Annotated in this window: 21 protein-coding genes and 2 pseudogenes; 14 read left to right on the top strand and 9 right to left on the bottom strand. The window is 58.9% G+C overall.

Translation table 11 applies throughout. From position 1 onward, the window contains the following. Positions 1 to 20: 20 nt before the first annotated feature. The 3 genes from QP995_RS06490 to QP995_RS06480 all read right to left on the bottom strand — a co-directional run bounded on the left by QP995_RS06490 (position 21) and on the right by QP995_RS06480 (position 2,015). Positions 21 to 887: a 3-hydroxybutyryl-CoA dehydrogenase gene (locus tag QP995_RS06490; RefSeq protein ID WP_016423138.1), complete on the bottom strand. Its 867-nt coding sequence runs from the start codon at positions 885 to 887 to the stop codon at positions 21 to 23. A gap of 187 nt (positions 888 to 1,074) precedes the next feature. Then, positions 1,075 to 1,692, bottom strand: coding sequence for a hypothetical protein (locus tag QP995_RS06485; protein WP_048732750.1), 618 nt, complete (start codon positions 1,690 to 1,692; stop codon positions 1,075 to 1,077). Next, positions 1,692 to 2,015 (bottom strand): putative quinol monooxygenase, encoded by a 324-nt coding sequence (locus tag QP995_RS06480; RefSeq protein WP_038629105.1) that lies wholly within the window; start codon positions 2,013 to 2,015, stop codon positions 1,692 to 1,694. Before QP995_RS06480 ends, QP995_RS06485 begins: the two co-directional genes overlap by 1 nt. Positions 2,016 to 2,121: 106 nt before the next feature. Between QP995_RS06480 and QP995_RS06475 the strand changes: the two genes are divergently transcribed. Beyond that, complete coding sequence (locus tag QP995_RS06475; RefSeq protein WP_005510604.1) at positions 2,122 to 2,676, top strand: gamma carbonic anhydrase family protein; 555 nt, start codon at positions 2,122 to 2,124, stop codon at positions 2,674 to 2,676. Positions 2,677 to 2,738: 62 nt separating this feature from the next. On the opposite strand, the gene QP995_RS06470 is transcribed toward QP995_RS06475, so the two are convergent. Further along, positions 2,739 to 3,446, bottom strand: coding sequence for an isochorismatase family protein (locus QP995_RS06470; RefSeq protein ID WP_284853039.1), 708 nt, complete (start codon positions 3,444 to 3,446; stop codon positions 2,739 to 2,741). Positions 3,447 to 3,617: 171 nt separating this feature from the next. Between QP995_RS06470 and QP995_RS06465 the strand changes: the two genes are divergently transcribed. Next, positions 3,618 to 4,571, top strand: coding sequence for a DUF808 domain-containing protein (locus QP995_RS06465; RefSeq protein WP_284853038.1), 954 nt, complete (start codon positions 3,618 to 3,620; stop codon positions 4,569 to 4,571). On the opposite strand, the gene QP995_RS06460 is transcribed toward QP995_RS06465, so the two are convergent. Both QP995_RS06460 and QP995_RS06455 read right to left on the bottom strand, forming a co-directional pair. Beyond that, the gene (locus QP995_RS06460; RefSeq protein ID WP_088611608.1) at positions 4,568 to 5,017 is read right to left on the bottom strand and encodes a YchJ family protein; all 450 of its coding nucleotides are present in this window, start codon (positions 5,015 to 5,017) and stop codon (positions 4,568 to 4,570) included. The genes QP995_RS06465 and QP995_RS06460 overlap by 4 nt on opposite strands. 167 nt (positions 5,018 to 5,184) lie before the next feature. Continuing rightward, positions 5,185 to 6,618: a GuaB1 family IMP dehydrogenase-related protein gene (locus QP995_RS06455; RefSeq protein ID WP_049189377.1), complete on the bottom strand. Its 1,434-nt coding sequence runs from the start codon at positions 6,616 to 6,618 to the stop codon at positions 5,185 to 5,187. A 152-nt stretch (positions 6,619 to 6,770) separates the two neighbouring features. On the opposite strand from QP995_RS06455, the gene QP995_RS06450 reads away from it, so the two are divergent. The 5 genes from QP995_RS06450 (at position 6,771) to QP995_RS06430 (ending at position 12,136) form a co-directional block, all read left to right on the top strand. Next, positions 6,771 to 8,021, top strand: coding sequence for a glutaminase (locus QP995_RS06450; RefSeq protein WP_284853037.1), 1,251 nt, complete (start codon positions 6,771 to 6,773; stop codon positions 8,019 to 8,021). Positions 8,022 to 8,119: 98 nt separating this feature from the next. Continuing rightward, on the top strand, positions 8,120 to 8,992 hold the full coding sequence (locus QP995_RS06445) for a patatin-like phospholipase family protein (RefSeq protein WP_070438737.1): 873 nt from the start codon (positions 8,120 to 8,122) through the stop codon (positions 8,990 to 8,992). A gap of 295 nt (positions 8,993 to 9,287) precedes the next feature. Then, positions 9,288 to 9,812, top strand: a complete 525-nt coding sequence (locus QP995_RS06440) for a CBS domain-containing protein (RefSeq protein WP_049189374.1) — start codon at positions 9,288 to 9,290, stop codon at positions 9,810 to 9,812. 120 nt (positions 9,813 to 9,932) lie between these two features. Then, a complete protein-coding gene (locus tag QP995_RS06435; protein ID WP_224783735.1) occupies positions 9,933 to 11,105 on the top strand; it encodes an MFS transporter in 1,173 nt (390 codons plus the stop codon). Positions 11,106 to 11,251: 146 nt separating this feature from the next. Then, a complete protein-coding gene (locus QP995_RS06430) occupies positions 11,252 to 12,136 on the top strand; it encodes a hypothetical protein (RefSeq protein WP_070549903.1) in 885 nt (294 codons plus the stop codon). A 99-nt stretch (positions 12,137 to 12,235) separates the two neighbouring features. Here the strand turns inward: QP995_RS06430 and QP995_RS06425 are convergent, their stop codons facing one another. After that, on the bottom strand, positions 12,236 to 12,730 hold the full coding sequence (locus tag QP995_RS06425) for a 2'-5' RNA ligase family protein (RefSeq protein ID WP_049189371.1): 495 nt from the start codon (positions 12,728 to 12,730) through the stop codon (positions 12,236 to 12,238). A 322-nt stretch (positions 12,731 to 13,052) separates the two neighbouring features. Between QP995_RS06425 and QP995_RS06420 the strand changes: the two genes are divergently transcribed. Next, positions 13,053 to 13,376, top strand: a complete 324-nt coding sequence (locus tag QP995_RS06420) for an amphi-Trp domain-containing protein (protein ID WP_049189370.1) — start codon at positions 13,053 to 13,055, stop codon at positions 13,374 to 13,376. A 16-nt stretch (positions 13,377 to 13,392) separates the two neighbouring features. On the opposite strand, the pseudogene QP995_RS06415 reads toward QP995_RS06420, so the two are convergent. Further along, a pseudogene (locus QP995_RS06415) lies at positions 13,393 to 13,491 on the bottom strand (YtoQ family protein); the annotation flags it as partial. 194 nt (positions 13,492 to 13,685) lie between these two features. On the opposite strand from QP995_RS06415, the gene QP995_RS06410 reads away from it, so the two are divergent. From QP995_RS06410 to QP995_RS06385, 6 genes and pseudogenes are all read left to right on the top strand, one after another. Continuing rightward, positions 13,686 to 13,994, top strand: a complete 309-nt coding sequence (locus QP995_RS06410) for a hypothetical protein (RefSeq protein WP_005510705.1) — start codon at positions 13,686 to 13,688, stop codon at positions 13,992 to 13,994. Positions 13,995 to 14,281: 287 nt separating this feature from the next. Beyond that, positions 14,282 to 15,994, top strand: a complete 1,713-nt coding sequence (locus QP995_RS06405; RefSeq protein ID WP_049189369.1) for a SulP family inorganic anion transporter — start codon at positions 14,282 to 14,284, stop codon at positions 15,992 to 15,994. A 189-nt stretch (positions 15,995 to 16,183) separates the two neighbouring features. After that, complete coding sequence (locus QP995_RS06400) at positions 16,184 to 16,726, top strand: DUF488 domain-containing protein (protein ID WP_049171224.1); 543 nt, start codon at positions 16,184 to 16,186, stop codon at positions 16,724 to 16,726. A gap of 361 nt (positions 16,727 to 17,087) precedes the next feature. Further along, a pseudogene (locus QP995_RS06395) lies at positions 17,088 to 18,154 on the top strand (LLM class flavin-dependent oxidoreductase). Between the two features lie 82 nt (positions 18,155 to 18,236). After that, complete coding sequence (gene cmtR, locus QP995_RS06390; RefSeq protein ID WP_284853036.1) at positions 18,237 to 18,596, top strand: Cd(II)/Pb(II)-sensing metalloregulatory transcriptional regulator CmtR; 360 nt, start codon at positions 18,237 to 18,239, stop codon at positions 18,594 to 18,596. After that, positions 18,593 to 20,485 carry a heavy metal translocating P-type ATPase gene (locus tag QP995_RS06385; protein WP_284853035.1) on the top strand — a complete coding sequence of 631 codons (1,893 nt, stop codon included), beginning with the start codon at positions 18,593 to 18,595 and terminating at the stop codon, positions 20,483 to 20,485. The genes cmtR and QP995_RS06385 overlap by 4 nt, the downstream gene beginning before the upstream one ends. A gap of 271 nt (positions 20,486 to 20,756) precedes the next feature. On the opposite strand, the gene ychF is transcribed toward QP995_RS06385, so the two are convergent. Then, the gene (gene ychF / locus QP995_RS06380; protein ID WP_042389448.1) at positions 20,757 to 21,836 is read right to left on the bottom strand and encodes a redox-regulated ATPase YchF; all 1,080 of its coding nucleotides are present in this window, start codon (positions 21,834 to 21,836) and stop codon (positions 20,757 to 20,759) included. Between the last annotated feature and the right edge of the window lie 60 nt (positions 21,837 to 21,896).

Here is a 21,896-nt window from a genome sequence, read left to right as displayed (position 1 = left end):
AACGGGGCTAAAAGCGTGGACTACTTGGAGTAGTCGTAGAAGCCACGGCCGGACTTGCGACCGAAGTGACCCGCCTCAACCATGCGCTTGAGCAGCGGAGGTGCCGCGTAAGTCGGCTCCTTGTACTCATCGAACATGGCATCGGCAATGAACTTGATGGTGTCCAGACCAACCATGTCGGCCAGAGTCAGCGGACCCATCGGGTGCGCACAGCCATTGACCATTCCGGCATCGATGTCTTCTGCAGTAGCAATGCCGTCCTGCAGCATGCGAATAGCGCCGAGGATGTACGGAACCAGCAGGGCGTTAACAATGAAGCCCGAGCGATCCTTAGCGCGAATGACGGTCTTGCCCAGCGCCTCGGAAGCGTACTCGTACGCACGCTCCGACTGAACATCACCGGTCGTCAGAGTAACGACATGCTCTACCAGAGGCAGAACCGGAACCGGGTTGAAGAAGTGCAGACCCATGACGCGCTCCGGGCGCTTGGTAGCTGCAGCAATGGACTGAATCGGCAGCGAGGAGGTGTTGGAAGCCAGGATGGCATCTTCTGACTCAACAATTTCATCGAGCTGCGAGAATACGCTGGCCTTTACTTCTGGGTTCTCCACGATGGCCTCGATGACCAGCTCACGGTCAGCGAAGTCTTCCAGCTTGGTGGTGAAGCTAATACGCCCCAGAATCTCATCACGTGCAGACTGCTCTAGCTTGCCACGGGAAACGGCCTTATCCAGCGACTTTTCAATACGGGCGCGACCGGACTCAAGGAACTCCTCCTTGGCCTCCCAGACCTTGACATCGCTACCGGCCTTCGCACAGACCTCAATAATTCCGGAGCCCATCTGACCGGCGCCGACGATACCTACTCGCGAGATACTATTTGCCATTGGCGTGTTTTCCTACCTTCTACTCTGGGTTATTAGCCAGCATTGTGCTTCATCCGAGTGCGCATTCGCTTGACGACGATCACAGCGCACTGGCTTTATTTACACGCTACTCACTTCCCCGGTTCCCCGGGCACGCTTTGCAGGACTTTTTACTTGAATTTCCCCCCCCACGAGCTTTGGGCAGCGGCTAGTACTGCATACGTTTTTCCAGCGCCTGCTGAATATCTTCCAGCTGCTGCTGAGAAGAGCGTGCCAACTCTTGCAGGTCGTTTCCGCCATGCTTTTCCAGCTCTTCCCACTGTCCGAGCATCTTATCCAGGCTGCCTTCCATCAACGTCAGATAAGCCATATCTGCGTGTGGCCCCTCCTCGTTCTCGAGGCGAGTCATGGTGGCGGTGTCGAGCTTGGTCTCCGACGGATCAACATCGACGCCGAGAGTCTTGACTAGCTGCGCTTCCTCTTCAGCAAAGATTGGCTCCGCCTGCTGCGCAATCTTTCGAGTCTCTTCCGAGACCGATTCCTTTGCAATTAGTGTCTGCGATGCTTTCTTCAGCGCCGCAGTATCTGCCGCCAGCTGAGCCAAGTTATCCCGAATGGCGGCAGTGGAGGCAACAGCACTCTGCTCCTGGCTTGACTGATTTTGGCTACCCTCCAGGGCTGCCTCATCGCTATCCCCACAAGCACTGAGACCAACGACGAGAGCAGAGGCCAGCACAGCGGAGCCAATACGCAGGCCACGCCCAATCAGAGAATAGGTGTCACTGCTGGAAGCGGCTGCGCTATCGCGAATGGTGTCTGAGGACATTAGTCGACCTGCAGCTCGCCCATGCGATCCCAGTCCTGCTTATCTGGCAGTACCTGCGAGACAATCTTCGGGGTCTCAGCGAGCAGCGGCTTCATCGCCTCCAGGCCCTTGGCGAAGTGCTCGGAATTGACGTGGGCTTCACCAGCGTCATCATCGAATGCCTCGACGAGGATGTACTGGTTGGGGTCTTCTACGCTGCGGGACCATTCAAACCACTTGTTGCCAGCCTCTGCGCGGGTGGCAGCGGTGAACTCAGCGACGTGGTCCATCCATTCGTCGGCAAATTCCGGCTTAACTTGGTAATTCACAACGATAAAAATCATGTCGCCCACTGTAGGCGCGTCCAAGCAGAATTGCACCCTTCGACGAATAGAGTTTCGCTGAGAATTTTTCTTACGCTGACCTCAGGTGACAGTTATATTGGTTTGTATGATGAACACTCCGCTCATTCTCACCTACCAAGATAAGACCCCACGCATTCATTCCAGCGCCTGGATTGCGCCCGGCGCGGTCATTATCGGTGATGTCGAAATCGGTGCGGATAGCTCCGTGTTCTACGGTTCTGTTCTCCGAGGAGACGTCGCACCGATCCGCATCGGCCAGCGCACCAATATTCAGGACAACTCCACAGTCCATGTCGACCGAGGTGTGCCCACAATTCTCGGCGATGATGTCACCGTCGGACACATGGCCTTGGTCCACGGCACCACGGTTGAAAATGGTTGCCTCATCGGCATGAAGTCCACCCTGCTTTCGCGTTCCCGTATCGGCGCTGGCAGCCTCATTGCTGCAGGTGCCGTGGTGTTGGAAGATCAGATTATCGACCCCAGGTCGCTGGCTGCAGGCGTTCCCGCCAAGGTGCGTCGTGAACTCTCCGCCGAGGAAGCAGAGGGCTTCATCGCCCATGCAGGGCGTTATGTGGAAACAGCGTCCAACCACCGCCACCTCCGCGAGGTCGACCTGGATATGGTGACTTTTAACTAGGCGGCTGCCGAGGCGCCTAGCTAAGCGGCTAGGCGGATTGTTTGACGGTCAGCGTCGCAGCACTACACCACTGTCGCGCCCGCCGCGGCCAATTCCGCTAGTGCAGCCTTGCCGCGCTCCGGGTCCACCGCCGCGACCTGATTGCTCAGAACACGAACGGAAAAGCCCTCCTTGAGGCCATCGAGCACTGTGGCGCGGACGCAGTGGTCAGTCGCAACTCCCACCACATCGATTTCTTCGATGTCAGAGGCGCGGAGAGCGTCGGCAAGCGAAACGCCAGCCTCCGTTGTTCCCTCGAAACCGGAGTAGGCGGCGGCGTACTCCCCTTTTGTGACATCGATACGCACAGCAGCGGGGTTGAGCTGCTCAAAAAACGCGATGGCGCGCTGCATGCCGGGGTGAATCTCTGCGCCAGGGGTACCTGCAACACAGTGTTTCGGCCAGGTATCGACGAAATCCGGGGTTTCAGAGAAGTGCGTGCCTGGGTCGATGTGATTGTCACGGGTGGTCGCAAGAACCGAGTACTTGTTAGCTGTGCCCGCAACATGCAGATATGTAGCGGTGTACGCTGCCTCAGCACCGTCGACGGCAAGTGCGCCACCCGCGGAAAAACCATTCTGAGCGTCGACGACTACCAGTGCCATGCGGGGACGCGCCGGGCGCTGCTGTTCCTCGGAGTGGGCGTCGTTGCTGGTGTCTGCCTCGGTGCCAGCGTTGTCCGAGTTGTCCGCATTGACCTGTCGGTAGATTTCGGAGAAGGAAGCGTTCATGGCCTATATCTTGCCACGTGCTCACATCCAGAGGAGCACGTGAACTATCGACAGGACATCGACGCCCTACCGACAACACAGAGTCAATCCGGGAAAGCGGTTAAAATTGCTCCGGTAATTCTTTGGTACGACGACGGCTCCTGGTCGCGTCCTCCAATACGGGAGGTTTTTATGGCAGGCGGACTTGTCGCGCTGCTTGACGACGTTGCCACGATTGCACGTGCTGCAGCGGCAACAACAGACGATATTGCGGCTGCGGCCGGCAAAGCTAGCGCTAAAGCCGCCGGTGTTGTGGTTGACGACGCTGCGGTGACACCTAAATTCGTCGAGGGTGTCTCGCCGAAACGCGAGCTGCCGATTATTTGGCGTATCGCCAAGGGCTCCTTGGTCAATAAAATTGTCATTATTCTGCCGATTGCATTGCTGCTAAGTCAGTTTCTGCCCTGGGCGCTGACGCCGATTTTGATGCTCGGCGGCTCCTACCTGTGCTTTGAGGGCATGGAAAAGGTCTGGGAGAAGATTAAGCACCGAATCTCTCCCGATCAGACTGAGCAGGAGCGGATGGAGGCGGCGACCAACCGCACACCACAGAATGAAGATTCCCTGGTGAAGTCTGCAATTTTCACAGACTTGATTCTCTCTGCGGAAATCATGGTGATTTCTCTCAATGAGGTCGCTGATCAGCCACTGCTCAATCGCGCGCTGATTCTTATTGTGGTCGCACTCATCATCACGCTTGCGGTCTACGGCGTGGTGGGCTTCTTGGTCAAGATTGATGATATTGGCCTGCACCTGCAGTCCAAGAAGTCAGCCGGTATCAGCAAGTTTGGTGCGGCGCTGGTCAAAGCCATGCCAATCGTTTTGAACACAATCGGTATTATCGGCACGTTTGCCATGCTGTGGGTCGGTGGCCACATCATGGTGGTCGGCCTCGACGAGCTGGGCTGGCACCTCCCCTACCAGCTGGTCCACAACCTTGAGCAGCTGTTTACCGGTGGCTTCCTCGGCTGGTTGGCCAACACCACCGGCTCACTGATTTTCGGCACTATCTGGGGTGCAATCATTGTGGCGATTGTCGCCGTGCTGCCATTCGGCCACGGCAAGCACAACAAGTCTGATGCTTAGGAGTACGTGACCTCGCCGTCGACGTAGACCCAACGTCGCGCACGCCGAACAAAACGGGAACGCTCGTGCATCGTACCGACACCGTCATGGTCATGAAAAGCCGCTTCAAATTCCACGATGCCTTCGCGGTCATCCTCGCCGCCATCGACAGCGTTGATGATGGTGAGTCCTTCCCATTCCACACCGTCATCGACATTGATAACTTCCGGGCGGTAGCGCGGATGCCACGTCCGCCAGATGTAATCCGCCTCGTGGGCAGCGTAAGCGCTGTACCTCGCTGCCATCAGCTCAGCTGCGGTCACCGCCTCCCGCTCACCGCGGTGCAGCGGGCCACAGCACTGCCCGTAGAGTCCCCCACCACACGGGCACAAATCGGAATCAGTAACGCGGGCGCGGGCGAAAAATGCGTTCCCGCTTCCTGCTCTAGCACCGTTTCCTGCTACCAATCCAGACTCCGTTACAGCACTGTTTTCTCTTACCTGCCGACCCATAATCGCCAGCCCCTCCCCAATCTTGCACGTGGTACTAAACACGTCCTAACAACGTCTTTACATACCTACCAATTGGCCCGCAGCACCGCTAGTCGGCTTAGCCCCGAGAGGCTTGACGACGGCTACCGCGTCGCCCTCGGCATTCCTTCCGCAAAGCCCGCAGCGGATTGAATTCCCACCACTGCCCGCTCAGCGAACTGCTCGATGGTGGCCGAACCCGCGTATGTGAACGAAGAACGTACGCCCGAGATAATGCGATCGATCTGGTCCTCCACGCCTTCGCGGCCTGGCTCCAGGTAGATTTTCGCAGTCGAGATGCCCTCTTCGAACATCTCGCGCCGGGCCTTCTCAAAGGCCTCTACCTGTGCATTTCGGCTCTCCACCGCACGGTGTGAAGCCATGCCAAAGGACTCCTTGAACATGCGCCCGTCGACGTCCTTTTGGACATCCCCTGGGGACTCGAAAGTACCGGCAAACCACGAGCCAATCATCACGTTGGACGCACCCGCAGCCAACGCAAGCGCAACATCGCGAGGATCCTTCACTCCACCATCAGCCCAGACATGCACGCCGCATTCACGGGCAGCTGCAGCGCATTCGAGCACGGCAGAAAACTGTGGACGCCCAACTCCGGTCTGCATTCGGGTTGTGCACATCGCACCCGGACCGACGCCGACCTTAATAATGTCGGCTCCCGCCTCCGCTAGGTCGCGAACACCATTGGCGGTCACGACATTGCCAGCGGCAATTGGCACAGGTGGGTTGAGCGCGCGGACTCGTCGTAAAGCACGGAGCATCGATTCCTGATGACCGTGGGCGGTATCGACAACGAGCACGTCGGCACCTGCGTCGAGCAGTGTCTTCGCGCGCCCTTCAACATCACCGTTGATGCCAAGCGCCGCACCGACGCGCAGCTTGCCCTCAGCGTCGACAGCGGGCTTGTAAAGCGTCGCACGCAGCGCGCCCTTACGCGTGAGAATACCCACCAGCGCGCCATCGGCGTCCACCACTGGAGCGAGTTTGCGCCCGGAAGCAGTGAGCTGGTCAAAAGCGTCACGGGGCTCAATATCGGCCGGAAGCGTAAATAGCGAAGTGGACATGAGCGTCCCCACCTGCGCAAAGTTGTCAACGCCCGCCAGATCACGGCCGGTAATCAGACCAACCGGTTTGTTGTCTTCCACCACCACTGCCGCACCGTGCGCGCGCTTCGGCAGAAGATGGCGCGCATACCCCGCGGTGTGGTGAGGCTTGACGACGATCGGAGTGTCGAAAACCAGCCCAGCGGACTTGACCTTGCGGATGGTCTCAGCAGCAATGTCAGCTGGGACGTCCTGCGGCAGGATGGCAATTCCGCCTCGGCGAGCGGTGGTTTCGGCCATCCGGCGACCGGAGATGGCCGTCATATTGGAGACGACAATCGGAATGGTTGTGCCGGTGCCATCATCGGTGGCTAAATCGACACCCATGCGAGAGCCGACGGATGACTTTGACGGCACCATGAAGACATCGCTGTAGGTCAACTCGTAGGGCGCGGACTGATCGTTGAGGAATTTCACACACCCCAGGATATGCCGATTTTTCCGGCGCGCACGGTGAGAGTGCACAGAGGTGAGCATCAGTGGCTGACCTCGCCTGGTGTAGGTTCGAACGGGACTCCATTGACTCAACCGGGATTTTTCAGCCCAGGAAAGATGCTTAGCAGAATCTGATGAAAACGCCGATCAAAGATTACTTGTCCGAAATCGTCGAATCCGTCCGCCCCGATGAGTCTGGCGAGGTAGCGGACTATATTCCCACCCTTGCCCAAGCTAATCCCGACCGCCTGGCACTTGCTATGACCACCGTGTCAGGTCGCACCTACGCCACGGGCGACACCGATACTGAATTCACCATTCAGTCGATGTCCAAGCCCTTCGCTTATGCCGCAGCCATCACCGAGCACGGCACAGACAAAATCGACAGCATTGTGGGCACCGAACCTTCCGGTGAGGCTTTCAACGAGCTGTCGCTGGAGCAGGGCACGCACCGACCAAAGAATCCGATGATTAATGTCGGTGCACTGACCATCAACCAGTTCGTATGCCAGCCAGGTGCCAACTGGAAGACTCGCACCAAGCACATGGTGGAGCTTCTCTCAACTTTGGCTGGCCGTAAGCTCCGCGTTGACTACGATGCCTATGAATGCGAAATGGACACTGCCCATCGAAACATGTCCATCGCACATATGCTGGCAGCTTACGGTTTCATCGAAACCACGCCCCACGATGCTGTCCGCGGCTACACCGCACAGTGCTCCGTGCTGGTCAACACTCGCGATGTCGCCATGATGACCGCAGTGTTGGCCAACGGTGGCGTTAACCCGGTCACCAATCAGACTGTGCTCGGCCGCTCGGTTGTTCGCAGAGTCTTGTCCGTGATGGCTATTGCCGGCATGTATGACGAGGCCGGTGAATGGTTTACCGAGGTCGGGATTCCCGCCAAGAGCGGTGTCGCCGGCGGCTTGCTGGGAGCGCTGCCTGGACAGGCGGGTCTTGCAGCCTTTTCGCCGCGATTGAACGACCACGGCAACAGCGTCCGCAGCATTGCCATCTTCCGGAAGCTCTCCGAAGATTTGGGTCTTCATCTCATGGATGCCGATGCGATTGGTTCGCGTGCGCTGCGCGGTACACGCGTCAGCAATGGCCGCTCGATCATCGAGATTCAGGGCCCCGTCAACTTCACTGCGGCCGAGATCATTCTCAACAGGTTGGCGACTTCCACACCGTCGGAAAGCGAAGTTGTCTTCGACGTCAGCCGCGTTGGCATTGTCAACCCGGTGGGACGCACGTTGATTCTGGAAGCGATGCGACGTCTGAGCCACGAGGGCAAGGAGATCTTGTTCTACGACCCGGAGGGCGTACTGCCGAACCCAGATATGGGAGAGGGGCTGCTGCCAGTCATCCTCCAAGATGCGCCGTAAACTACGCTAACCGAAATCCAATATGGTGACGTTCGGGTAGTCTTGAACGATCGTAACGCTCGAAAGGCAGCAGCGCGAGAACAACCGGAGGGATGTAAATGCAGGTCAGCGATGTGGCATTAGTCTTCGAGGGCGGAGGGACTCGCAATAGTTACACGGCACCTTTCGTCGAGCGGCTACTTCGCGAGAGCATCGATGTCGGCTGGGTCGGTGGCGTAAGCGCCGGCGCCTCTCACGTGGTCAATTACCTTTCCCGGGATATCCAGCGCTCTATAAATAGCTTCACTGACTTCATCGCACAGCCGAACAGCAGTGGCTGGCGCCCAATGTTGCGCGGGCGGGGCTATTTCGATGCCGAGTACATCTACGAAGACGCGGGACTTCCCGACGGCGCCATGCCCCTGGATTACGAGACTTTTAAGAACAATCCAACTCCCTACCGGATTTCTGCTGTCCGAGCGGATACGGGCGAGACCATCAACTGGGGGCCGGACGATATCCCAGATCTACCTACGCTGATGAAGTACACTCGCGCCAGTTCGACGATTCCGGGTGTCATGCGTATGCCCTATATTGATGGCGTTCCGTTCGTCGACGGTGCACTGGGATCATCAGGTGGCATTCCCATTAATGCCGCCGAAGCAGATGGTTTCAAGAAGTTCCTCATCGTCCTGACTCGCCCGAAAGGATTCCGTCGCACCGCCCCTAAGCGCCCACAGCTACTGCGCCAGATTTTCCGCAGTAACCCGGTGGTAGCTGAGCTGCTTATCACTAGACACGAGCGCTACAACGCTTCTCTCGATTGGGCTGCTGAGCTTGAACGAAAAGGCCAAGCATATGTTTTCTACGCCAATAACATGAGCATCACAAAGGCGGAGCGGAGGCGGTCGAAGCTGCTGCACAACTACGAGCTCGGCCGGGCGCAAGCTGATGCCGAATGGCCAGCAATTCGAGAGTTCATGGGCTTATAGCTTCCGCCACCTTTAGGAAGCTTTTCGTTCATTCCTCTTTACTGTGTACGTAACCTTGTGTTAACCTTTGCGTAGCGAACAACCTCGTTAGGTAAGGCTCCTATATCCACATAGGCCGCTGCCCTGCACTTCATCGAGAGTTTCGAAAGCCTCTCGAAGCAAGGTTCCATCTCAAGTGGCCACCTTTAGTTACGGCATTACATTGCCAACACTCTTAGGCGGGGAGCCATAATTTTTCAATCAACAGAAATTCCCTCCTAGCAAAGGAGCTGGGATACCTGGAAAAGGATCCACAATGACACAGACACAGAACACCATCGCCAACTTCTTCAAGCCGAAGTCTTCAATCAGCCCGTACAGCCTCCTGCCTGACACCGTAAGCATGCACATGACGGATTCTTACATTGCGCTGCCGGAGGACATCACGGTCGGTGAGGCACTGAGCACCTACGCAGCCGAATTTGCTGGTCTCGATGACGATACCTGTGTCTTCCTCGTCGACGATGAAGGCTACCTGACCAGCGATATTACGCTGAAGGAACTCCGTGAGTACGCCGACCGCGATGCCTACATGAACACCGTCGGCGCCCCGGTGAAGGTCTTTGTCAAGCCCGAGGATCCAGCTGCAATCAGGGCTCGCCAGCTTATTGACGGGCCCCTCAGCGAGCTGCCCGTCGTCCGCAGCGGCAAGCTGGTAGGTGTCCTCACCGACCGCATCTCTGAGCGCATTCTTGGCAGGACAAAGGCAGCTAAGAAGTCAAAGAAGTCCAAGGGATTCTTCTCGCCGATTACCGCGTTCTTCGGCGCCGCCAATAACTAGGGCGACTAACTTGGGTAGACGACCCGAGTGACTCAATAGGCCAGCTAGCGTTTGTTAGCTGGCCTATTGTTGTTACCACACTGTTCTATCCCCACAGATGAGAGCCCTCAGGAGGCAACCGTGATACGAGACTGGATTCGGGTAGCCCTGGGCATGTTCGCGGTTGCGTTTGGAGCCAACCTCTTCGCACCACTCTTGCCCGCGTATCGAATAACCGATGCTCTCAACCAGTCCCAGGTCACCTTTCTCTTCGCCATCTACGTCGCAGGACTCATCCCCGCGCTACTCATCTGCGGCCCACTTTCCGACCGGCTCGGCCGTCGCGCCATCATCCGGCCTGCACTCATAACCTCTGTCGTTGGCTCAGCCGTCCTACTCACCGGCATCTGGTTCCACTTCCCATCACTTCTGGTAGGACGTCTTATCATCGGCATTTCGATGGGCATGGTAATGGCCGCCGGTGCCTCGTGGATCAAAGAAATTGCGCCCGTCGCACCTCAAATTTCTGCCCGGCGCGCAACCGTTGCACTCTCCGCTGGATTCTCCCTCGGCCCACTGGCTTCAGGGCTGGTCGCGGAGTTTGCTCCCCGCCCCGACGTCATCCCCTATCTTGTTCATCTCGCACTGCTGCTTTTTATCGCACCACCGACATGGAACGCCTCCGGCGGATTACCGGCGGCAGGGCACAGCGACTCTCCGCAACGGTTCTTCTCCTCCGCCACTCTAAGCCCGAGGTTCCTGTGGGCAGTCGCCGCTTGGGCACCGTGGGTCTTCGGTGCTGCATGCACATCCTTCGTCGTCCTGCCGACAATCGCCGAATCCCGCTACCCCATCGCCTTCGCAGGACTCATCGCCTGCCTTACGATGGGCACCGGTGTTCTGGTGCAACCACTGGTCACTCGCATCAGTTCCAGCAGCTTTATCCCGCCAGCTATTTTCGGTCTTGGCTTAACGACGGTCGGAATGCTGCTCAGCCTCATCGTCGCACTCACCCAGAATGTGTGGAGCGTTTTCCCCGCTGCCCTGGCTCTCGGTGCCGCGTACGGCGTGATGATGGTCTCCGGCCTCCGCGAAGTGCAAATTATCGCACCGCCAGCCGAGTTGGGTGCTGCCACCGCTATTTACTATTCGCTGACCTATGTTGGTTTCTTCGCCCCTTTTGTTATTTCTTTCGCAGCACCGAAATTCGGATTCGTGCCCGTTTTCATCTTCGGTGCGATTGTTGCGTTGGTATCCACGTATCCCGTGGCAAAGGTTGCACAGTCTGCGGTGAGGTCCGACGGAGCGTCGTAAAGCAGACGCGACTGAAATTCTTGTTTTTGGGAAGCGTGCCGAGGCGAGCTCTTGTATTCTTTCTTTCACAAAATATTGGCTCCGGCTCAGGACATCTGAGCAGGTTGCATAGGTTGTTGAAATTCAGCTCGATGGAATGAGGAATCATGAAGCAGCGCAGCTCTGGAATGTGGAAGAAAATTGCGACAACCGTCGTCGCAGGTTGTACAAGCGCCGCCCTGCTCACCGCATGCGGCTCGGGGGAAGAAAGCAGCAATGCCGGTGGCGAGGCAGGCAAAGAGTCGACCAGCAAGATGACGAAGGCAGACGGGTCAGCTCCAGCTGCAGCCGAAGATCAGCTCCTGCTCACTAATGAAGTTCAAGGTGTGGACTTCTCCGGAAACAAAATCACCGGGTTCAAAGATGCCATGGAGATGTTTTCGGAAGACTCAATGAAATTTGAACCGGCCGAATGCGCCACTTTCACCAACTCAACTGAGGAATTGGAGAATGCTGCCGGTGCTTACACGGACATTAAGGAAGAGAACGTCGCTGTCAGCGTCTCAGTATTGAAGAACACTGATGCGTACCAGAAGTACGAAGACAGCCTCGAAAAGTGCTCCGACGTGACAGCTACGATGGATGCTTCCGACATTCTGAAAGACTCCATGGAAGGTCAGGAGATTTCTCCTGAGATGCAGGACATGTTTAATGACATGGACATGACGACCACAATGAAACTGCACCGAGAAAAGTGGGAGCCAAATCTTTCCGTCAAGCCAGCTGAATTCACTGCACACGAGACCAGTGCGAACATCAACGCCGGTGGCACGGATACTACGGCCACCAGCTACGACATTGTCGGCATCGTCAACGGCGTAATGGTAATGGTGTCCGCCGCCCCGACTCCGGATGCATCAGCTGGCAACATGGAAAACACGACGGATCCCATGCAGATTCCAGAGGCGACCCCAGAGTCCAAGGAAGCGGCAAAGAAGCGCGCCTTGGAGGTCTTCGATGCCCAGGCAAAGAAGATTATGGATGCCGCTTAGTTTTTCTTCTTAGGCTACTGTTTTCTGAAACCACAGTTTTTGTGAAGTAGCGGGGACGTAATCGCTGAGGCACAGCAGCACACAAGTACTGGAGTCTCCCTAGAACTCCGTTAATTCCTGCACTTTGGGACTCCAGAACGCAGCGCGTGGTGCACTAAGAGTTTTGAAGTGCGGGCTTGTTAGTTCATCAAGAGCCCGGACGTAACCGGGAACCATATCCCGCGGGATTCGCAGCCCCATAGTCAGGTGCGGAATCCAGCGGGAGCCGCGACCTTCAGGGTTAAGACGACTGATCTCGCGAGCAGCTTCTTCCAGCTCATCGCTTGTTTCTAATAACCATGCGACAGTCTGTTTACTCTTTGTCCCGAACACCACCGTTCCTACCCTGCGAAATTCCGCAGGCATCAGCGGTGGGAGAATTTCGGCTGCTCGTTGGATTACCTCCGGGCTCATGGTCGGTGCGAAAGTAACGGTGATGTGGGGCTTTTGATTCTGCTGCGGGAATCCACGCTCTGCCAGTTGCACAAAGATCTCTTTAATCTGCGCCTCTTGCTCAGGCAGAAGGTACATCAGGATGTTGTCGGGTGACACCATGTGACGTTTACTCCTCCCCTATTGCTGTCGGTCGACACGTTTGAAGCACTTTCCAAGGGCGCCGTTACTAAAGCTCCTCACCTAAGGCACTTAGGACCTTGCACCCCAGAGCATAGCGTAGGGATTTTCCACAATTTATAACCTACCTATAGACATTTCTAGCCTCTTATTATTTCTCCTGGTAATAACTACTTTTATTGGGATAATGGAGATGGATAAGCTTCCTGAAAGCTTTCTAGACCATCTTCAAAGACAGTGTGGAGTGACGGCCAATTCTCCGCACTGCACAAATACCGACACGGCTGGAAAGGTAAGTAAAGACATGGCACCGAAACCTAAAAAGATTACGCCCCCGAAGAATCAAAAGCTGGTGAAGAGCAAGGCAAGCTTCAACCGCGATGAGCTCGCGGATCTACTGGAGACGCTGGCAGCTCGCATCCGCGCCGGGGAAATGACTCTCGGCACTGGCGAGTCCGCGGTGACGATGACCATGCCGACATCGTTTAATACCACGATGGAAGTCGTCGATTCTCGAAAGCGTGCTGGCATCGAGCGCGAGCTGGAGCTGGAAATTGACTGGATGGTCGACGAGGCTGGCGAGCCCGTTGAAAAACCTGGACCAGCATCTGGCTTCGCAATCTCCTAGCGGGCTTGTTGCTGTCCGGTTTGTTCCGCGCAGCACAGTAACCTGCATCGAAGGCGGCGTTCCACTGTTTGTACTGGTCGCCGAAACAACTCACTACCGCTCGCCATTTCCGCAGGTCACAGTAAACAGACCTGAGTCGTTTTGGTCGGTTTTGCGTCCTTTGGCTGTCATTTACCGCTGCGGCACTGGCCGACAAGCAAGCCGTCGTCAAGCAACACCCAATTACACCCGTCAGGCACCCACGCCTCCCCACATCGCATGAGGTGACGCTAACCTAATTCAGGAAAATTCGCGACGAAGGGAACGCGCATGGCCAAGGGCAAGAAAGGCGACAAGGGCAAGAAGAAGGACGCCGCCAAAGCCAAGAAGAAGGCTGCGGCAACGACCTCGCTACGCCTGCCCGAATACTCGAAGGCCGAGGCCAAAGCCGCGAAAAAGCTCGCCGGCAAGGACCCCTTTAAACTGGCTGCGATGACGCCGAAGAAGAAGTGCTGCAAATCCGGCATCCGCTGCCTGCGCTGCCCCGTGGTGCTACACAAGCTCAATCGCGAGATCAAAAACGGCGAAGTCGACCATGCCGCCCTGCTGCTCGTCGCCGCGAAAGCCCGAATCCGGTAGCCGGTCCTCGCCCCCCCCCAGCCCGCCGTCGGGCCCGTCCTATGAGCAGTGGTGTCGCGCACTGTATGGCACTGGTACCGATTCTCCCGGGCTGTCTGCTCTTCGGACACCGGCTCACACGCGTCACTCCAAGCACCGCGACAACGCTCCAGCGAACTCCCGCCAGGTCAGGAAGTTTTATTCCGTCGACATGAGGCCTCGGCCAGAACCGGGAATGCGGCCGTCGGAGGATGATACCTTGTGTATCCTTTGAGTGTCATTGAGCCCTGAAGGAGCAAGAAAGTAGCATGACCCGCCCCTCCTCCGCCGCCTCTACGGTGGGCTTCCAATCTCGTGCCCTGCGTTTCGCACCGCGCCGCTCGGACTGGTCCCGCGCGACGATTGGGCGCGACCTCTCGGCAGGCCTCATGGTGGCCCTCGTCGCACTCCCTCTCGCGCTCGGCTTCGGCGTTGCGTCCGGTGTCGGCGCGGCGGCCGGAATTACGACGGCCATCGTTGCGGGTATCCTGGCCGCGATCTTCGGCGGTAGTAACGTCCAAGTAAGCGGCCCGACCGGCGCAATGACCGTCGTGTTAATCCCCATCGTGGCCAACCATGGTGCCGATGGGGTTCTCGTCGTCGGCGTGCTGGCAGGGCTCATGCTGCTCGTACTGGCGTTCACCGGCGCTGGCCGCGCGATGAAGTACATGCCACTACCTGTCGTCGAAGGTTTCACCGCCGGTATTGCGTTAATCATCGGCTTACAACAGCTGCCTGCAGCACTTGGTGTTGACGTGGAGGGCGAGAAAGTCCTCGGGTTGGCGTGGGGCTCAATCAATGCTTGGTTAGATACTCCGGCATGGCAGGCGCCCGTGATGACCCTTGCAGTAGCGGCTGGAATCGTGCTTGCTGCGCGCGTCCGTAGTGGCTTCCCCGCGGCGCTAGTGTTGGTAGCTGCAGCAACGGCCATCAACATGCTGGCAGACAGCGGCCTGAAGACAATCGGCTACATCCCGTCGACATTGCCTGCTCCGCGCTGGCCAGAGATTCCGTGGGAGCACCTGGATTCCTTGCTGTTTGCAGCGGTCGCCGTCGCAGCTCTCGGTGCGCTGGAATCGTTGCTGTCTGCGACGGTTGCCGACGCAATGACTGTCGGCGACCGGCACGATCCCGACCGCGAACTCTTCGGGCAGGGCGTGGCCAACGTCGTCGCGCCCCTGTTCGGCGGGATTCCCGCAACCGCCGCGATTGCCCGAACTGCCGTCAACGTGCGTGCAGGCGCAGGCACACGCCTGGCAGCGGTGTTCCATTCGCTGCTCCTGCTCGTGGCCGTGCTCGTCGCGGCCCGGTGGGTGGGCGAGATTCCTCTCGCCGCGCTCGCCGGCGTGCTCATCGCCACTGCGATTCAGATGATCCACCCGCGGAACCTCCGCTCGGTGATACGCGCCACCAAGGGCGACGGGGCGACCCTGCTCATCACAGCTGCCGCCACCGTCGTGTTCGACCTTGTCGTCGCCGTACTCATCGGCCTTGTAATGGCGGGCTTCTTCGCACTGCGCGAGACCGCCCGCACTGCGGTGTTGGAAGCCGCCCCACTAGACGAGGGAGACCACCGCGACAAGGAACGCGAGCTCCTCGACGAGCACATCGCCGCCTTCCGTATGGAAGGCCCTCTCTTCTTTGGCGCAGCGCACGATTTCCTCCTCGAGCTCGCTGATGCCTCGTCGGTCAAGGTTGTCGTACTCCGCATGCGCTACGTCACGACGATCGATGCCACCGGCGCCCAGATGCTCGCCGACACAATCGGGCGCCTCGAACGCCGCGGTACCAGAGTCCTGCTCGCAGCCACGAAGCCCGAACATTTTCCGGTGTTGCGCGAACTCGGCGTATTCGACCAGCTTGCACACGAGAATCACGTCTTCGACAACACCCCTGACGCCATCGCCCACGCCCGACTGCATGCCTCACGCATTCAGCACGAAGAGTCTGATGGCACATCCGCAGCATCGCAGAGTCAATAGCTTGGCTGAGCCAGACAATGGTCACTCCGTCGCAGTCGACCCTGCAATCGTGGGTCCACGTCCCCATCGCGCGATGCTTGAAAAACCTTTACACGTTGCACTTAAACTCCACGACGTGTCGTTGCAAAGTCACCTTCTCATTCGTGAAGCCGATGTGGGTGTAACCGCTTGGCGCGTAGCATTGGCGACATGCGCATTTTCACCGTGGGCCACTCCAACCTCGAGTTCGAGGACTTCGCTGAAATGATCAAAGCTGCCGGTGTGGCATCCATCGTGGATGTGCGCAAGCTGCCCGGATCCAGGAAGTACCCGTGGTTCAACGGCGACTACCTTGCCGAACACCTTCCTACATGTGGCATCACTTACAGCAGAAGCGAGGGCCTCACCGGGCGGCGCAACGTGTCCCACTCGGTGCCGTTTGAGGTTAACGGCAACTGGCGTAACCGCAGCTTCCACAATTACGCCGACCATGCGCTGGGCGAGGAGTTCTCCGACGCAATCTCGCAGCTACGGGCGAACGCCGCGGAAACCCCCACCGCAATCATGTGCGCCGAGGCGGTGTGGTGGCGCTGCCACCGGCGTATCATCGCCGACCACCTCATCGCCCACGGTGACGAGGTTGGCCACATTATGGGTCTGGGTGCAGCCGGGGCGAAGGTGAGCGAGGCAACGCTCAACGACGGCGCAGTCATCGGCAACGATCTCCTCGTGCGCTACCCCGAGCGGGGCTAGCGCGTACACCAGAGGCCAGTGGGTGCGGAAACTCGGACTACGACCCAGTGAGCCACGGCATCCTCCTCGGCCTGACCTAAGGCGCGACTTACGCCTTGTATTCATGGAGCGCCCACCACCTTATGAGCAGCAGCATCGGAGGCACACCAGCGGATAGCACGCTCAAACGAGCTTTAGGTTAGGAAATCTGAACCGCGCAATCTAAGAAGAGCACCGGCAACCCCGGTAGTGTGCCCCAAAGCGTCGAATCGAAAAACGTACTACCGACTTGCCACGGCCCTAGACGTCGAGCTTGAACTCCACGGCATCTCGTTGCAAAGTTACCCCCTCTCGTTAACACCATCAAAAGGAGTGTTATCCAATGAAAGCGTTCGGCTTCTTAAGCTTCGGGCATTACGCCTTCGGCAGCTAGCGCGGGCCATCTGCAGAAAAGATCGCCAAGACTCATCTGGAGATCACCCAGGCTGCGGACGAAATCGGCGTGAACAACGCGTCCTTTCGTGTCCACCACTTCGCGCCGCAGGCCTCCGCCCCGATGCCGCTGCTGGGTGCTGTCGCGGCCACTACCAAACACATCGAGGTGGGCACCGGTGTCATCGACATGCGCTATGAAAACCCGCTCTACCTCGCCGAAGAGGCCGCGTCGCTGTACCAAATTTCCGGTGGCCGCGTGGCCCTGGGCATCTCGCGCGGCGCCCCCGAGGTGGCTGACCGCGGCTGGGAGGCCTTCGGCTACTGGGGTAAAGCGCCCAACGGCGCGGACGTGGCGCGAGCCCACCTCGAGGCGTTCATGGCTGCAGTGGACGGCAACGGATTCGCCACCGCCGCACCGCTGGACCGGCAGTACCCCAACATATTCCAACCCGGCTCCGCCCTGCCGGTCTTCCCCATGGCGCCCGAGCTGCGTAAGCATATTTTCTACGGCTCCGGCACCCACGCTTCTGCCGAGCAAACCGCCAAGGACGGGCTCAACCTGATGTCCTCCACCCTGGTCTCCGAGACCACCGCCGAGACTCTGGGCGAAATCCAGGCGGATCAGATCAGCCGCTATCGCGCCGCGTGGAAGAAGGCGGGCCACGATTGGACGCCGCGCGTGTCGGTGTCCCGCTCTATCTTCCCCATCGTCGACGGCGCGGACATGCAGTTGTTCGGCATGCAGGCCTCCGGCTCCGATCAGGTGGGCATGCTTCCCGACGTCGGCGCCTCCACCTTCGGCCGCACCTATGCCGCCGAGCCGGACAAACTCATTGAGCAGCTCAAAGCCGACGCCGCCGTCATGTCCGCCGACACCCTGCTCATCACCATCCCCACCGGGATGGCGTCGACGTCAACGTGAAGATCTTGGACAACTTCGCCACGCATGTCGCCCCCGCGTTGGGTTGGCAGCCGAATCACGAAGGCCCAGTTACCGGCTATCTCATCGACTAATTCCTGCAGTTCGCAAGCTCTTCGCTTCAATGTCAGTTCAGTGCGTGTTGAATAGTTCAGTAATTGCTGTATAGTTCAGTATATGCTGACTATTGCTTCACGCCTCGACGTCATGAACCGGCTCGGCCGGGCCATGGCGGATCCGACGCGCTCCAGAATCCTGATCACCCTACTCGACGGCCCGAGCTACCCAGCCGTGCTTTCGCGCGACCTGGGCCTGACCCGCTCGAACGTCTCGAACCACCTGACCTGCCTGCGTGACTGCGGCATCGTCGTTGCCGAGCCGGAGGGCCGCAAGACACGCTACGAAATCGCCGATCCGCACCTCGCGACAGCGCTCAACGCACTAGTGAACGCGACGTTGGCTGTCGACGAAAACGCCCCGTGCATCGACCCTGAGTGCTCGGTGCCCGGCTGCGACGGAAAAGGAGCGGACGCATGAGTTCAGCATGTGGATGCGAACACGAACCAGCCACGGAGATCGAAGATCTCGATCGGCCATGGTGGAAGGACCCCGAGTTGCTACTGCCGATCTTCTCCGGCGTAGCCCTCTGCATAGGTCTGGCGCTGGACTGGTCCGGACTAGAGACACCCGCGACAGTACTGTTCTGGATCGGCCTGCTGCTAGGGGCGTATACGTTCACGCCCGGCGCTATCCGGAACCTTGTCACGAAGCGCAAGCTCGGCATTGGTTTGCTGATGACGATCAGCGCGGTCGGCGCGGTAATCCTCGGTTACGTCGGGGAGGCCGCGGCGCTAGCGTTCCTGTATTCGATCGCCGAGGCGCTTGAAGATAAGGCGATGGATCGGGCCCAGAGCGGACTGCGGGCACTGTTGAAGTTGGTACCGCAGACCGCGACGGTGCTGCGCGACGGCACGGCGGTCGAGGTCGCAGCGAAGGAGCTCATGGCTGGCGAGCTGATGCTCGTGCGCCCCGGAGAGCGGATCGCCACGGACGGCATCATTCGGTCTGGGCGCTCCAGCCTTGACACCTCAGCGATCACCGGAGAATCCATTCCGGAGGAGGTTGCGCCCGGCGACGAGGTGCCCGCGGGAGCGATCAACTCCGCCGGTGTGCTGGAAGTCCAGACGACCGCAGCTGGAACGGACAACTCGCTGACCACACTCGTGGACCTGGTCGAGCAGGCGCAGGCGGAAAAGGGCGACCGCGCCCGGATCGCCGACCGGATTGCCCGACCCCTCGTGCCCGGGGTGATGATCCTGGCGGTGCTAGTCGGCGTGATCGGCTCGCTGCTGGGCGACCCCGAGACGTGGATCACCCGTGCGTTGGTGGTTCTGGTCGCAGCGTCGCCGTGCGCGCTGGCAATCTCCGTGCCGCTGACGGTCGTGGCCGCGATCGGCGCGGCCAGCCAGTTCGGCGTGGTCATCAAGTCTGGCGCGGCGTTCGAGCGGCTCGGCGGCATCCGTCACCTGGCGGTGGACAAGACCGGAACCCTCACCCGCAACCAGCCCGAGGTTACCGGCGTGGTCCCGGCAGACGGGTTCGATCGGGCGCAGGTGCTTACTTTCGCTGCGGCAGTTGAGCAGCAATCGACGCACCCCCTCGCCGCGGCGATCGCGGCAGCGGAGCCCGAAGCACCCGCCGCCCTGGACATCAGCGAGGAAGCCGGACATGGCATCGGCGGCACCGTCGAAGGCCGACGCCTGCTGGTCGGCAGCCCCCGGTGGATCGACGCCGGGCCACTGAAGGGAGACGTTGAGCGCATGGAATCCGAAGGCCAGACCTGCGTCCTGGTCACCGTCGATGACACCCTCGCCGGAGCGATCGGCGTCCGCGACGAGCTGCGGCCCGAGGTGCCCGAAGCCGTGCAGACCCTGCGCGCCAACGATGTGGAAGTGAGCATGCTCACCGGCGACAACACTCGTACCGCCCGGGCGCTGGCTGAAATCGCCGGAATCGACGACGTGCGCGCCGAGCTGCGCCCAGAGGACAAGGCAAGCATCGTAGCCGAACTCTCCTCCAAGACGCCGACGGCGATGATCGGCGACGGCATCAACGACGCGCCGGCACTGGCGGGCGCAACGGTGGGCATTGCGATGGGAGCAACCGGCTCTGACGCCGCGATCGAGTCCGCTGACGTCGCCTTCACTGGCCACGACCTCCGGCTGATCCCGCAGGCGCTGCAGCACGCCCGCCGAGGCAGCAGGATCATCAACCAAAACATCGTGCTGTCTCTGGCTATCATTATCGTGTTGATGCCACTGGCGATCAGCGGTGTGCTGGGCCTGGCCGCCGTCGTGTTGGTTCACGAAGTCGCCGAAGTCATCGTGATCTTGAACGGCCTGCGGGCTGCACGAGCGAAACGCTGAGGCTGTGACCGGCAAGTCTTATAAGAGTTAAACCACGCGCCGAGCGCACACACGTTGGACCAGGCGAGTCATTCGAGTTCACCACCTGGTCCTTCTCGATGCGTGCAGGCACGGGAACTGTGGGTGAACCTAATAGTTCAACGGCCCGATACCGCTTGCAGATTCTACACTCGAGGTAGCGGAATGGACCGAGGCCGAACGAAAACCGGAGATAGAGACAGCGCTCTTCAACCTACCCCCCAATAACGCGAAACGTCATTAACGCTCCGCGTTACACGTTAAATTTGAACTCCACCACGTCACCGTCGTGCATGATGTAGTCCTTGCCCTCCTGGCGGACCTTGCCCTTGGCCTTCGCTTCAGCGATTGAGCCGGCCTCAACCAAGTCATTGAAGGACACAATTTCAGCCTTAATGAAGCCACGCTCGAAATCAGTGTGAATCACGCCGGCAGCCTGCGGGGCCGTAGCACCCTTCGGAATGGTCCAGGCGCGAGACTCCTTCGGGCCAGCGGTCAGGTAAGTCTGCAGACCAAGAGTGCGGAAACCAGCGCGAGCAAGCGAATGCAGACCCGGCTCGGTCTGGCCAATTTCAGCCAGGAGCTCATTGCGGGATTCCTCATCCAGCTCCAGAAGGTCCGACTCAGCCTTGGCGTCGAGGAACACACAGTCCGCCGGTTCCACAGCAGCGGCCAGATCCGCGCGGCGGTTCTCGTCGGCAAGCACTTCCTCATCAGCGTTGAAGACGTAGAGGAACGGCTTTGCGGTGAGCAAGTGCAGCTCGCGCAGAGCGGAGAGCTTCACGTCATCGGAAGCTGCGAAGAGAGTGCGTCCCTCTTCCAGCACAGCGAGAGCCTGCTTGACGGCTTCAACCTCACCGACCTTTTCCTTATCCTTCTTGGCTTCCTTTTCCAGACGCGGCAGCGCCTTCTCAATAGTCTGGATATCAGCCAGGATAAGCTCGGTTTCAATCACACCGATGTCAGAGGCCGGGTCAACCTTGCCGTCGACATGCACAACGTCATCATCATTGAAGACACGGACGACCTGACAGATAGCGTCAGCCTCGCGGATGTTGGCGAGGAACTTGTTACCAAGACCTTCGCCCTCCGATGCACCCTTGACGATGCCGGCGATGTCCACAAACGACACCGTAGCCGGAAGAATACGCTCGGAGCCGTAAATTTCGGCGAGCTTATTCAAACGGGGATCGGGAAGCTCCACAACGCCGACGTTCGGCTCGATGGTGGCGAACGGATAATTCGCAGCCAGCACATCGTTGCGTGTCAAGGCGTTAAACAGGGTTGACTTTCCGACATTGGGCAGACCGACGATTCCAAGTGTAAGACTCACATTGCCCATCTTACGGGCTTGGGGAGACAGATTTGAACTCGCCCTAGCTTCGTGAAGTTG

This window comes from Corynebacterium sp. MSK032 (assembly GCF_030232065.1).
Lineage (GTDB): Bacteria > Actinomycetota > Actinomycetes > Mycobacteriales > Mycobacteriaceae > Corynebacterium > Corynebacterium jeikeium_D.
This window is presented reverse-complemented; position numbering and strand designations above follow the sequence as displayed.